This window comes from Methylobacterium sp. WL103, assembly GCF_008039885.1.
Taxonomy (GTDB): Bacteria; Pseudomonadota; Alphaproteobacteria; order Rhizobiales; family Beijerinckiaceae; genus Methylobacterium; species Methylobacterium cerastii.
In genome coordinates this window covers 1-13350 of sequence record NZ_VRUX01000067.1, presented here as the reverse complement: position 1 = coordinate 13350, position 13350 = coordinate 1, and the positions used below count along the sequence as shown (strand labels likewise).

General features: G+C 67.7%; 8 protein-coding genes and 1 tRNA gene. 5 read left to right on the top strand and 4 right to left on the bottom strand.

Annotation, left to right across the window (positions count from 1 at the left end):
* From rplL to FV222_RS06965, 4 genes are all read left to right on the top strand, one after another.
* A partial coding sequence (rplL, locus tag FV222_RS06980; RefSeq protein ID WP_147813600.1) for a 50S ribosomal protein L7/L12 occupies positions 1-243 on the top strand: 243 nt, incomplete at its 5' end.
* 266 nt (positions 244-509) lie between these two features.
* A complete protein-coding gene (gene rpoB / locus FV222_RS06975) occupies positions 510-4634 on the top strand; it encodes a DNA-directed RNA polymerase subunit beta (protein ID WP_147752994.1) in 4125 nt (1374 codons plus the stop codon).
* A 235-nt stretch (positions 4635-4869) separates the two neighbouring features.
* On the top strand, positions 4870-9081 hold the full coding sequence (gene rpoC / locus FV222_RS06970; RefSeq protein ID WP_147752995.1) for a DNA-directed RNA polymerase subunit beta': 4212 nt from the start codon (positions 4870-4872) through the stop codon (positions 9079-9081).
* 134 nt (positions 9082-9215) lie between these two features.
* Positions 9216-9689 carry a hypothetical protein gene (locus FV222_RS06965; RefSeq protein ID WP_187277243.1) on the top strand — a complete coding sequence of 158 codons (474 nt, stop codon included), beginning with the start codon at positions 9216-9218 and terminating at the stop codon, positions 9687-9689.
* 158 nt (positions 9690-9847) lie between these two features.
* On the opposite strand, the gene FV222_RS06960 is transcribed toward FV222_RS06965, so the two are convergent.
* From FV222_RS06960 to FV222_RS06950, 3 genes are all read right to left on the bottom strand, one after another.
* A complete protein-coding gene (locus FV222_RS06960; RefSeq protein ID WP_147752997.1) occupies positions 9848-10030 on the bottom strand; it encodes a DUF3606 domain-containing protein in 183 nt (60 codons plus the stop codon).
* A gap of 325 nt (positions 10031-10355) precedes the next feature.
* A tRNA-Leu gene (locus FV222_RS06955) sits at positions 10356-10440 on the bottom strand.
* Between the two features lie 188 nt (positions 10441-10628).
* Positions 10629-10934 (bottom strand): FliM/FliN family flagellar motor switch protein, encoded by a 306-nt coding sequence (locus tag FV222_RS06950; RefSeq protein WP_147752998.1) that lies wholly within the window; start codon positions 10932-10934, stop codon positions 10629-10631.
* A 76-nt stretch (positions 10935-11010) separates the two neighbouring features.
* On the opposite strand from FV222_RS06950, the gene lipB reads away from it, so the two are divergent.
* Positions 11011-11742 (top strand): lipoyl(octanoyl) transferase LipB, encoded by a 732-nt coding sequence (gene lipB, locus FV222_RS06945; protein WP_147762914.1) that lies wholly within the window; start codon positions 11011-11013, stop codon positions 11740-11742.
* A 67-nt stretch (positions 11743-11809) separates the two neighbouring features.
* Here the strand turns inward: lipB and FV222_RS06940 are convergent.
* The coding region (locus FV222_RS06940) for a carbohydrate porin (protein WP_147813598.1) at positions 11810-13350 on the bottom strand (1541 nt) is incomplete at its 5' end.

Genomic DNA, 13350 nt, shown 5'->3' with positions numbered 1-13350 from the left:
GGCGGCGACATCGCCGCCGCCGTCGAGGAGCAGACCGAGTTCACGGTCATGCTCGCCGCCGTCGGCGACAAGAAGATCGAGGTCATCAAGGAGGTCCGCGCGATCACCGGCCTCGGCCTCAAGGAAGCCAAGGACCTCGTCGAGGCGGCCCCGAAGGCCGTCAAGGAGTCCGTCACCAAGGACGAGGGCGAGAAGCTCAAGGCGCAGCTCGAGAAGGCCGGCGCCAAGGTCGAGCTCAAGTAAGTCGACGACGGGCCGCACCCGGCCCGTCACCCACGGCGGCTCTCTCGGGAGTCGGCCGTGACCGCAGCCCGCGGGTGTTCGCACCCGCGGGCTGAGGCCGCTTCAAGCGGCCGGCGAACCCTGGAACGGGTTTCGGCTTTGGACAAGCCGCTGGGAACAGTCGATTCGGGTGGCGCGGTCCGGCGGGACGCGAGCCATGGCCCGGTGCGGGAGTTCGAAAAACTTCCCCGGGCGACCAGGACGCGAAGATGGTGGAGCGAGGTCACATGGCCAATACGCTGGTCGGTCGCAAGCGCATTCGGAAGTTCTTCGGCAAGATCAAGGAAGTCGCCGAGATGCCGAACCTCATCGAGGTTCAGAAGGCGTCCTACGACCAGTTCCTGATGATGCACGAGCCCGAGGGCGGTCGCGGCGACGAGGGCCTGCAGAGCGTGTTCCGGGGCGTATTCCCGATCTCGGACTTCTCCTCGACGGCGCTGCTCGAGTTCGTGCGCTACACCTTCGAGCAGCCGAAGTACGACGTCGACGAGTGCCGCCAGCGCGGCATCACCTTCGCGGCCCCGCTGAAGGTGACCCTGCGGCTGATCGTGTTCGATGTCGATCCCGACACGGCGGCGAAGTCGGTCAAGGACATCAAGGAGCAGGACGTCTACATGGGCGACATGCCCCTGATGACGGAGAACGGCACCTTCATCGTCAACGGCACCGAGCGCGTCATCGTCTCGCAGATGCACCGCTCGCCGGGCGTGTTCTTCGACCACGACAAGGGCAAGACCCACTCGTCGGGCAAGCTGCTGTTCGCCGCCCGCATCATCCCGTATCGCGGCTCCTGGCTCGACGTCGAGTTCGACGCCAAGGACATCGTGCACGTCCGCATCGACCGGAAGCGCAAGCTGCCGGTGACGTCGCTGCTCTATGCGCTCGGCCTGTCGGGCGAGGAGATCCTGTCCACCTTCTACAACAAGGTCGTCTACGACCGGGACGGCGCCGACTGGCGCGTGCCGTTCGACGCCGAGCGGCTGAAGGGCTTCAAGGCCTCGGTCGACATGATCGACGCCGATTCCGGCGAGGTCGTGCTCGAAACCGGTAAGAAGCTGAACGCCCGCAACGCCCGCCAGATCGCCGAGAAGGGCACCAAGTTCCTCAAGGCGACCGACGAGGACCTGGTCGGCCAGTACGTCGCCGAGGACCTCGTCGACGTGAAGACCGGCGAGATCTGGGCCGAGGCCGGCGAGGAGATCTCCGAGAAGCTGCTCAAGGCGCTGGAAGAGGTCGGCGTCGCCGAGATCCCGGTGCTCGACATCGACCACGTCAACATCGGCCCCTACATCCGCAACACGTTGGCCGTGGACAAGAACTCCGCTCGCGAGGGCGCGCTGTTCGACATCTACCGCGTCATGCGCCCGGGCGAGCCGCCGACGCTGGAGACGGCGGAAGCGATGTTCCACTCGCTGTTCTTCGACAGCGAGCGCTACGACCTGTCCGCCGTCGGCCGCGTGAAGATGAACATGCGCCTTGACCTCGATGCCGAGGACACCGTCCGCACCCTCCGCAAGGAGGACATGCTGTCGGTCGTCATGGCGCTCGTGGAGCTGCGCGACGGCAAGGGCGAGATCGACGACATCGACCACCTCGGCAACCGCCGCGTCCGGTCGGTCGGCGAGCTGATGGAGAACCAGTACCGCCTCGGCCTGCTCCGCATGGAGCGCGCCATCCGCGAGCGCATGAGCCAGGTCGACATCGACACGGTGATGCCGCAGGACCTCATCAACGCGAAGCCCGCGGCGGCCGCGGTGCGCGAGTTCTTCGGCTCGTCGCAGCTGTCCCAGTTCATGGACCAGACCAACCCGCTCTCCGAGGTGACACACAAGCGCCGCCTCTCGGCGCTTGGCCCGGGCGGCCTGACCCGCGAGCGCGCCGGCTTCGAGGTGCGCGACGTGCACCCGACCCACTACGGCCGCATCTGCCCGATCGAGACGCCGGAAGGCCCGAACATCGGCCTGATCAACTCACTCGCCACCTTCGCGCGCGTGAACAAGTACGGCTTCATCGAGACCCCGTTCCGTCGGGTCAAGGACGGCGTCGTCACCAACGAGGTCTCGTACCTCTCCGCGATGGAGGAGGCGAAGTACTACGTCGCCCAGGCCAACGCGCAGATGGACGAGAACAAGAAGCTCACCGAGGAGCTGGTGGTCTGCCGCCGCGCCGGCGACGTGATCGTCGTCGGCCCCGAGCGCGTCGACCTGATGGACGTGTCGCCGAAGCAGCTCGTGTCGGTGGCCGCGGCGCTGATCCCGTTCCTCGAGAACGACGACGCCAACCGCGCGCTGATGGGCTCGAACATGCAGCGGCAGGCCGTGCCGCTGGTCCGCGCCGACGCGCCGTTCGTCGGCACCGGCATGGAGGCCGTGGTCGCCCGCGACTCGGGCGCCGCCATCGCCGCTCGCCGCTCCGGCATCGTTGATCAGGTGGACGCCACCCGTATCGTCATCCGGGCCACCGAGGAGGCCGACGCCACCAAGCCCGGCGTCGACATCTACCGCCTGCAGAAGTTCCAGCGCTCCAACCAGTCGACCTGCATCACGCAGAAGCCGCTGGTCCGCGTCGGAGAGCCGGTGAAGAAGGGCGAGATCATCGCCGACGGCCCGTCCACCGAGTTCGGCGAGCTCGCGCTCGGCCGCAACGTCCTCGTCGCGTTCATGCCGTGGAACGGGTACAACTTCGAGGACTCGATCCTGCTTTCCGAGCGGATCGTGAAGGATGACGTGTTCACCTCGATCCATATCGAGGAATTCGAGGTGATGGCCCGCGACACCAAGCTGGGTCCGGAGGAGATCACCCGCGACATCCCGAACGTCTCGGAGGAGGCACTCAAGAACCTCGACGAGGCCGGCATCGTCTACATCGGCGCCGAGGTGCATGCGGGCGACATCCTCGTCGGCAAGATCACCCCGAAGGGCGAGAGCCCGATGACGCCGGAGGAGAAACTCCTTCGCGCCATCTTCGGCGAGAAGGCGTCCGACGTGCGCGACACGTCGCTCCGGGTTCCCCCGGGCGTGACCGGCACGATCGTCGAGGTCCGGGTGTTCAACCGCCACGGCGTCGACAAGGACGAGCGCGCCCAGGCGATCGAGCGCGAGGAGATCGAGCGCCTCGCCAAGGACCGCGACGACGAGCAGGCGATCCTCGACCGCAACACCTACGCCCGCCTCTCCGGCGTGCTGATCGGCCAGGCGCCGATCGCCGGCCCGAAGGGGTTCAAGAAGGAGACCACGCTGACGCGTGAGCTCATCAACGAGTACCCGCGCTCGCAATGGTGGCAGTTCGCCGTCGTCGAGGACCGTCTCATGACCGAGATGGAGGCGATGCAGAAGCAGTACGACGAGTCGAAGAAGCGCCTCGAGCAGCGCTTCCTCGACAAGGTCGAGAAGCTGCAGCGCGGCGACGAGTTGCCCCCCGGCGTGATGAAGATGGTCAAGGTCTTCGTCGCGGTGAAGCGCAAGATCCAGCCGGGCGACAAGATGGCCGGCCGCCACGGCAACAAGGGCGTGGTCTCGCGGATCGTACCGATCGAAGACATGCCGTTCCTCGAGGACGGGACCCACGCCGACATCGTGCTCAACCCGCTCGGCGTGCCCTCGCGCATGAACGTCGGCCAGATCCTCGAGACCCACCTCGGCTGGGCCGCGGCCGGCCTCGGCCGCAAGGTCGGCAAGGCGGTCGACGCCTACCTGAAGAGCCAGGACATCGAGCCGCTGCGGGCCGAGATGCAGGCGATCTACTCCCCGTCGGAGCTGGAAGGCCTGTCGGACGAGGACATGGCCGAGGCCGCCAACAACGTGCGCCGCGGCGTGCCGATGGCGACCCCGGTGTTCAACGGCGCCAAGGAAGCCGACATCGAGACCATGCTGGAGATGGCCGGCCTCGACCGCTCGGCGCAGTCGACGCTCTATGACGGGCGCACCGGCGAGCCCTTCGACCGCAAGGTGACGATGGGCTACATCTACATGCTGAAGCTCCACCACCTCGTGGACGACAAGATCCACGCGCGCTCGATCGGCCCGTACTCGCTGGTCACCCAGCAGCCGCTCGGCGGAAAGGCGCAGTTCGGCGGGCAGCGCTTCGGCGAGATGGAGGTCTGGGCGCTGGAGGCCTACGGTGCGGCCTACACGCTGCAGGAGATGCTCACGGTGAAGTCGGACGACGTGGCCGGCCGCACCAAGGTCTACGAGGCGATCGTCCGCGGCGACGACACCTTCGAGGCCGGCATTCCCGAGAGCTTCAACGTGCTGGTGAAGGAGATGCGGTCGCTCGGTCTCAACGTCGAGCTGACCTCGTCCAAGAAGGCCGCCAACGACGCCCTCGAGCCGCCCGCCGACGCGGCCGAGTAATCGGACGCCTCGTCGAGCGAAGTGGAAGCCGGTTCGCGTGAAGACGATGCGGACCACGAAGGACACGACACCTCCCGTGCCGGCAGCGATGCCGGCACGGTTCGAGCGGGGAGGGGCGGAGCCTCCGGACGGGCCGACGGCCAGCGGCGCCCCGACGGGCGCGGCGCCGAGTTGATTTCAAGACGCGGACGGCGCCGGCGCAGGGCGCGCGTTCCCGTCAAGCAAGGAGCGGATCATGAACCAAGAGGTCATGAACCTTTTCAACCAGCAGGCTCAGCCCCAGAGCTTCGACCAGATCAAGATCTCAATCTCCAGCCCCGAAAAGATCCTCTCGTGGTCTTACGGCGAGATCAAGAAGCCCGAGACGATCAACTACCGGACGTTCAAGCCGGAGCGTGACGGCCTGTTCTGCGCCCGCATCTTCGGGCCGATCAAGGACTACGAGTGCTTGTGCGGCAAGTACAAGCGCATGAAGTACAAGGGCGTCATCTGCGAGAAGTGCGGCGTCGAGGTCACCCTCGCGCGCGTCCGGCGCGACCGCATGGGCCATATCGAGCTCGCCGCCCCCGTCGCCCACATCTGGTTCCTGAAGTCGCTGCCGAGCCGCATCGGCCTGCTGCTCGACATGCCGCTCAAGGACCTCGAGCGGATTCTCTACTTCGAGTCCTACTGCGTCATCGAGCCGGGCCTCACCCCCCTCAAGGAGCGTCAGCTCCTGTCGGAGGAGGAGTACCTGCGCGCCCAGGAGGAGTACGGCGAGGATTCGTTCACGGCGATGATCGGCGCCGAGGCGATCCGCCGGATCCTCCAGGAGCTCGACCTCGACGGCATCGCCGACGCGCTGCGCGAGGAGATCGCGACCACCACCTCCGAGCTGAAGCCCAAGAAGCTCTTGAAGCGCCTCAAGATCATCGAGGCGTTTCAGATGTCGGGCAACAAGCCCGAGTGGATGATCCTGACCGTCGTCCCCGTGATCCCGCCGGACCTGCGTCCGCTGGTTCCGCTCGACGGCGGCCGCTTCGCCACGTCGGACCTGAACGACCTCTACCGCCGCGTGATCAACCGCAACAACCGCCTCAAGCGGCTGATCGAGCTTCGCGCGCCCGACATCATCATCCGCAACGAGAAGCGGATGCTGCAGGAGGCCGTCGACGCGCTGTTCGACAACGGCCGCCGCGGCCGGGTCATCACCGGCGCCAACAAGCGTCCGCTGAAGTCGCTCGCCGACATGCTCAAGGGCAAGCAGGGCCGCTTCCGCCAGAACCTGCTCGGCAAGCGCGTCGACTACTCCGGTCGCTCGGTCATCGTGGTCGGCCCCGAGCTGAAGCTGCACCAGTGCGGCCTGCCGAAGAAGATGGCGCTCGAGCTGTTCAAGCCCTTCATCTACGCGCGCCTCGACGCCAAGGGCTTCTCGGCCACCGTCAAGCAGGCGAAGAAGCTCGTCGAGAAGGAGAAGCCCGAGGTCTGGGACATCCTCGATGAGGTGATCCGCGAGCATCCCGTGATGCTCAACCGCGCGCCGACGCTCCACCGTCTCGGCATTCAGGCGTTCGAGCCGAAGCTGATCGAGGGCAAGGCGATCCAGCTGCACCCGCTGGTCTGCGCCGCGTTCAACGCCGACTTCGACGGCGACCAGATGGCCGTGCACGTTCCCCTGAGCCTCGAGGCTCAGCTGGAGGCGCGCGTCCTGATGATGTCGACCAACAACATCCTGCACCCGGCCAACGGCCAGCCGATCATCGTGCCCTCGCAGGATATCGTGCTCGGCCTGTACTACCTCTCCATCGTCGGCGAGGGCTTGGTCGGCGCGTTCCAGCCCGACCACAAGACCAACCCGATGCAGGGCGTCTACGGCGACATGGGCGAGCTCGAGCACGCGCTCGCCGCGAAGTCCGTGAAGCTGCACTCGAAGATCAAGTGGCGCTGGAAGGGCATCGGCCCCGACGGCCAGCCGCTTACCAAGACCTACGACACCACGCCCGGCCGGGTGATCCTGTCCGGCGCGCTGCCGCTGCACGCCAAGGTGCCCTTCGACGTCGTCAACAAGCTGATGACCAAGAAGGAGATCTCGTCGATGATCGACACCGTCTACCGCCACTGCGGTCAGAAGGAGTCGGTGATCTTCTGCGATCGCATCATGGCGCTCGGCTTCAACCATGCGTTCAAGGCCGGCATCTCGTTCGGCAAGGACGACATGGTCGTGCCCGAGAACAAGTGGACCATCGTCGACACCACGCGCACGCTGGTGAAGGACTACGAGCAGCAGTACAACGACGGCCTGATCACTCAGGGCGAGAAGTACAACAAGGTGGTCGATGCCTGGGCCAAGTGCTCGGACAAGCTCGCCGCCGAGATGATGCTCCGGATCTCGACCGTCCAGAAGGATGAGGACGGCGCCGACAAGCAGATCAACTCGATCTACATGATGAGCCACTCCGGTGCGCGCGGTTCGCCGGCGCAGATGAAGCAGCTCGCCGCCATGCGTGGCCTGATGGCCAAGCCCTCGGGCGAGATCATCGAGACGCCGATCATCTCAAACTTCAAGGAAGGCCTCGACGTGCTCGAGTACTTCAACTCCACCCACGGCGCCCGCAAGGGCCTCGCGGACACGGCGTTGAAGACCGCCAACTCGGGCTACCTGACCCGTCGTCTCGTCGACGTGGCCCAGGACGCGGTCATCCGCGAGGTCGATTGCGGCACGACCAACGGCATCAAGATGCGCGCCATCATCGATGCCGGCCAAGTCGTCGCCACGCTGGCGATCCGCATCCTCGGCCGCGCCACGGCGGAGGACCTGGTCGCCCAGGACGGCACGGTCATCGTCAAGACCGGCGAGACCATCGAGGAGCGTCACCTGCCCGCCATCCAGGCGGCCGGGATCCAGGAGGTGAAGATCCGCTCGGTGCTGGTGTGCCAGACCCGTCAGGGCGTCTGCGCCACCTGCTACGGCCGGGATCTGGCCCGCGGCACGCCCGTCAACATGGGCGAGGCCGTCGGCGTCATCGCGGCGCAGTCGATCGGCGAGCCGGGCACCCAGCTCACCATGCGCACCTTCCACATCGGCGGCGCGGCGCAGATCGCGGATTCGTCCTTCATCGAGTCGAGCTTCGAAGGCACGATCAAGATCCGCAACCGCGCGATTGCTAAGAACTCGGACGGCGACCTGATCGCCACCGGCCGCAACGTGGCCGTGGTGGTCGTCGGCTCCGACGGCACGGAGCGGGCGGTGCACCGCCTGCAGTACGGCGCGCGCCTGCGCGTCGATGACGGCGACAAGGTGAAGCGCGGCCAGCGCATCGCCGAGTGGGACCCCTACACCCGTCCGATCATCACCGAGACGGACGGCGTCGTGATGTACGAGGACATGGTCGACGGCCAGTCGATCACCGAGACCACCGACGAGTCGACCGGCATCGCCAAGCGCGTCGTCATCGACTGGCGCGGCTCGGCGCGCACCTCGGACCTCAAGCCGGCGATGGTGGTCGTCGATTCCGAGGGCAAGCCGGTCAAGCTGCCGCGCGGCTCGGACGCCCGCTACTTCCTCCCGGTCGACGCCATCATCGGCTACGACCCGGGCGGCTCGGTGAAGGCCGGTGACATCCTCGCCCGCGTCTCCACCGACTCGGCCAAGACCCGCGACATCACCGGCGGTCTGCCGCGGGTGGCGGAGCTGTTCGAGGCGCGGCGCCCGAAGGACGCGGCGATCATCGCCGAGAAGTCGGGCACCATCGCCTTCGGGCGCGACTACAAGAACAAGCGCCGCTTGTCGCTGACGCCGCATGACGGCTCGGAGACGGTCGAGTACCTGATCCCGAAGGGCAAGCACATCCACCTTCAGGACGGGGACGTGGTCGAGCTCGGCGACTACATCGTCGACGGCAACCCGGCGCCGCACGACATCCTGGCGATCAAGGGCGTGGAGGAGCTTGCGGCTTACCTCGTCAACGAGATCCAGGAGGTCTACCGGCTCCAGGGCGTGTCGATCAACGACAAGCACATCGAGGTCATCGTCCGGCAGATGCTGCAGAAGGTCGAGATCACCGATGGCGGCGACTCGGACATCCTGGCGGGCGACCAGATCGACCGCACGGAGCTGACCGAGGTCAACGAGAAGCTGCTCGCCGAGGGCAAGAAGCCGGTCCAGGGCGTCCCCGTCCTGCTCGGCATCACCAAGGCCTCGCTGCAGACGAAGTCGTTCATCTCGGCGGCCTCGTTCCAGGAGACCACTCGCGTCCTCACAGAGGCGGCGGTCAACGGCAAGGTCGATCACCTCGAAGGCCTTAAGGAGAACGTCATCGTCGGCTCGCTCATTCCGGCGGGCACCGGCTCGATGGTGGCCGACATCCGCGCGGTGGCACGCCGCCGCGACAGCATGATCCTCCAGCAGAAGGCGTCCGACAGCGGCGCCCGCCCGCTGGGCGAGCTGCCCTCGGCTGCGGCCGAGTAGGCCGCAAGCGCTCCACGACATGCGAAAGGGCGGCCCGGTGGGCCGCCCTTTTCGTTTCAGGGTCGGGCGCTGCGGGCTGAAACGGAGGATTCCGCGCAAGCGGAACCATGACCTTGGCCGTTCGTTCTGAGATCATGGAACATGTCAAGTCCACAATCCTCACGACCGCCGCGCTCGTCACGGGATTGATCACGGCCGCACATGTGCTGCATCCGCGTGATCCGGCCTTCGAGACGCGTCGCGGACACTCTGTCGTCGCGATCGCCGAGGCGGCGACGGCCTGGAACGACCCGCCGGCCCGCACGGCGCCGGTGGTGGAGGCGGCCCTGGTGCGCCCAGCCTCCTTCACCCTCCTGCCGATCGCGATGACGGCGAGCCTGTCGAGCGTCGAGGATCAGGCCGAGGCGCGTCCGGTGCGCAAGGCCGAGCACGTCCACGCCCGCCGGCCGATCGCCTCCACGCCGCGCAGCCAGCCGGCGACGGCACGGGTCGCGGAGCAGGCCGCAACCCCGGTCGCCTCGACCGCACAGCCGGGCAGGGCGGCCCAGGGCGACCCGATCGGCGACCTGATGAAGGCTCTGGGCCTCAACCGCGACAGCGAAGGCTGACACCGGCCTTCAGAGCCGCCCGGGGCGGCAGCGGTGGTAGACTAGCTTGGCCGCCAAACGGGTGCGTCACGCCCGGAAACACGTCCCCGCACGCCCACGACCCGTACTTTTTGATCCGCTGCCTCTTGGCCGAAGCTTGCCTACGAGCGTCAGCTCGCTCAGCGCTTCTTTCCGAGCTCGGTCGCGATGTCCTTGATCATGCGGCCGGCCTTGCGGTGCGCCGTGGTGAGCTGGTCCTGCGTCACGCCCCAGCGCTTCATCCAGTACTCGACCGCCTTCCGCTCGGAGAGGTCGAGCCGGTCCTTGTCGATGAAGCCGCGCTTGTCCTTCAGCCCTGCCATGGTCGCCTTCGAAAGAATGTCCGCGCCGAAACCGCGCCTGGTTCAGCATAGAGCAAGCGGGCAGGGGATACGGGAGCCAAGATCGTTCGCCGATGTCGCGCAGCAGGCTGGGCATTGCGTGCGCAAAGCGTTCGCTGCCCGAATAGTACCCGAGCGCGCGATCGTCCAAACGTCTGGTGTTTCGGAAGCGAGAGACCGCGCCATCCGCGTCTCTCTCGAAGTCGGGTTCGCGTAAGAACCGCTGGGAGCGCCGCCATCGAGAAGCGCGGCCGCCCAAAACTCGTTTTCATGCACCTACGTCTCGATGTCCGACATCGAAGAACGTTGGTGCGGCCAAGAGGACTCGAACCTCCACCCCTTGCAGGACTAGCACCTCAAGCTAGCGCGTCTACCAATTCCGCCATGGCCGCATCGGCACCCGTCGGGTCCCGTTCGCTTTTCCGAAATCCGGGTCCGCTGCGGCGGCCGGCGTCTCGGGTGAGCGGCGCAGCGGATACCAGATCGATCCCGATCCGACAAGCGCTGCGGCCAAGCAATTCCGAAACGTGGCTCGGCAATTCCGCGGCAGGGTCCGGCAAATCCTCGCCGGGGCCTTGGATCAGGCCGGTTCCATGCGGCTTTCGAGGAACGGCACGGCGCCGTCGCCGATGGTGACGCCGGGGATCCGCACCGAATCCGCCTTGCGGATCAGCTCCGTGACCTCGATCGAGATGCGGTTGCCGGTCACGACGATCTGGCCGCGGGCGACGGGGTGGTCGTTGGCGAGGATCTCGACGAGGTCGGTCTCGGTCGCCTCCAGTTCGATCACCGCGCCGCGTCCCATGCGCAGCAGCATGTGCAGCGGCATGCGGCAGCGCCCGAGCACCACCGTCAGATCGACCTTGAGGTCTTCCAGAACCGCCACGCGCCCACCGCTCCCATACGCCTTGCCACCGGCACGGACCGGTGGGAGGAGAGCATTCCCGAAAGAGGGTGAAGCCTTGGTAAACGCCGCGCACCGTCTCGCGATCGCGCCCGACACGTTCCTGCCGCGGGCAGGCTCTCCGCCGGTGGCGTGGCGGATCAGCGACGCACTTGTCGGGTACGACGCGGCGGTGGCGTGGATGGAGGCCCGGGCCGACGCGATCGCGCGCGGGCTCGCGCCCGAATGCGTCTGGCTGCTGGAGCACCCGGCGCTCTACACCGCCGGCACCTCGGCCCGCGAGGCCGACCTCGTGGCGCCGGCGCGGCTGCCGGTGCACCGGACGGGGCGGGGCGGGCAGTACACCTATCACGGCCCCGGCCAGCGGGTGGCCTACGTGATGCTCGACCTCAACCGCCGCCGCACGGACCTGCGCGCCTACGTGGCCGCCCTGGAGGCCTGGATCATCGCGACCCTCGACGCCTTCAACGTCCGGGCCGAACGCCGCGAGGACCGCGTCGGCGTCTGGGTGCGGCGGCCGGAGAAGGGCCGGGAGAACGGAGACGCCGTGGAGGACAAGATCGCCGCGATCGGCATCCGCGTGCGGCGCTGGGTCAGCTTCCACGGGATCAGCCTCAACGTCGAGCCGGATCTCGCGGATTTCTCCGGCATCGTCCCCTGCGGCATCCGCGGCCACGGGGTGACGAGCCTGGCCGACCTCGGCCGCGTCGTCGCGATGCCCGAGGTCGACATGCAGCTGCGGGCCGGGTTCGAGGCGGTGTTCGGCGAAACCGTGGACGAGGCGGAGTAGCCGTCAGGGCATTCCCGGGCGCGGTGGAGGCCGGCTCGCGTGACGGGGATGCGCCCGCGCGAACCCCTCAGAAGTCGGCGTGCAGCCGGGTGGCGAAAAAGTCCGCAGGACCCCGGTCGCGGTTGTAGCCGGGGTTGATCACCCGCTGGTAGTCGAAGGTCAGGGTCACGGTCTTGGTCAGGCCGATGGCGTAGTAGGCTTCGAGCGCCCGCTCGGGGGCGTAGTTCAGGCGCCCGTCGCCGATCAGCAGGCCGAGGCCGCCGGTGGCGAAGTAGGCCTGGTGGGCCTCCGTGAGGCCGTTCACGGTGGCGCCGAGGCCGACGGTGTCGCCCGACCGGCCCCAGGCGGTCCCCTTCAGCGAGACGCCGCCCGACGCGCTCCGGTCGACGTCGGTGAAGGACAGGCTCTCGTTGCGCCCGTCCGACAGGCTGACGCGGGCGAACACGCCGAGGTCGGCCGTGACCGCCTGCTCGAGGTTGACGTAGCCGCCGGTCTTGCGCCGCGGGCGGCGGGTGGCTGCGACCGCGTCGTTGACGTCGTCGAACACCCCCGATCGCGTCAGCGCCACGACCTGCCGGTAGTTGGCGGTGTTGCCCTGGTTCGAGAAGAAGCCGATCCGCACGCGGCCCGGTTGCTCGAGCGCGGGCAGGACGTAGCGCCCCTCGAACTCGATGTTGGCGCCCTGGCGGTCGAACACCCGCGGGTCGAGCACGTCGTTCGACGGCTCCTTGGGCACCTGCGTGTAGGCGGCGCGGATTGCGAATTCGGCGCGGTTGTATTCGACGTAGACGCCTTGCGTGAAGCCGGGGAGGTTGGCCGGGAAGTCCCAGGCCGAGGCCGCCCAGAGCGACCAGTTCATGAAGTCGACGCGGGGGTCGTGGGCGTAGACGTTGCCGTCGAAGAAGTCGCCCAGCGCGAACTTGCCGGCGACCACGGTGATCCGCTCGACGTCGCGGCGGGTCGCGACCTGGTTCGGGCCGTCGGGCACGTCCTCGGTCTCGCCGCCGAGGCCGAAGGTCTGCCGCACGAAGTAGCGGTTCGAGCGCAGCTTCGGGAACGGCGCGCCGGCCTTCTGCGCCTCGCCGTTGACGAAGCCGGCGACGCCGAGCGTCCGCGACAGGCCGAAGCCCTGGCTGAATTCCGGGTTGTAGTAGAGCTCGGTGCCCTCCAGCAGCTTGAAGCCGACGAAGGCGGTCGCCGTCGTGGTCGCCTGGGCTTGGCGCGGCACCAGGCTGTTCGGGCCGAGATAGGGCGAGCGGAACCCGCTCACGCCCTGGTTGATGAAGGTGGTCTGGCCGTGGAGCGAGAAGCGGCCGGTGTCGCCGTTGTCGGGATCGTGCGGGGCCGCCTCGTCGGGCTCGGGCGGCAGCCGCAGGCCGGCCGGATACCACGACAGCCGCGCCAGCATCTGGTTCGACGTGAAAGACGCCCGGGTCGAGACCGGGCCGAGGCCGGGCACCGCGCCGAGGTCGAGGCGGCCGGTGCCGCCGAGGTCGATGTAGCGATAGTCGAGGCCGAGGGCGAGGTGCTCGGTGATCGCGTACTGGACGCCGGCCCCGAGGGTGAAGCCGAGCGTGCCCCGGTCGGTCCGCGCCGTCGCGGTGGGGC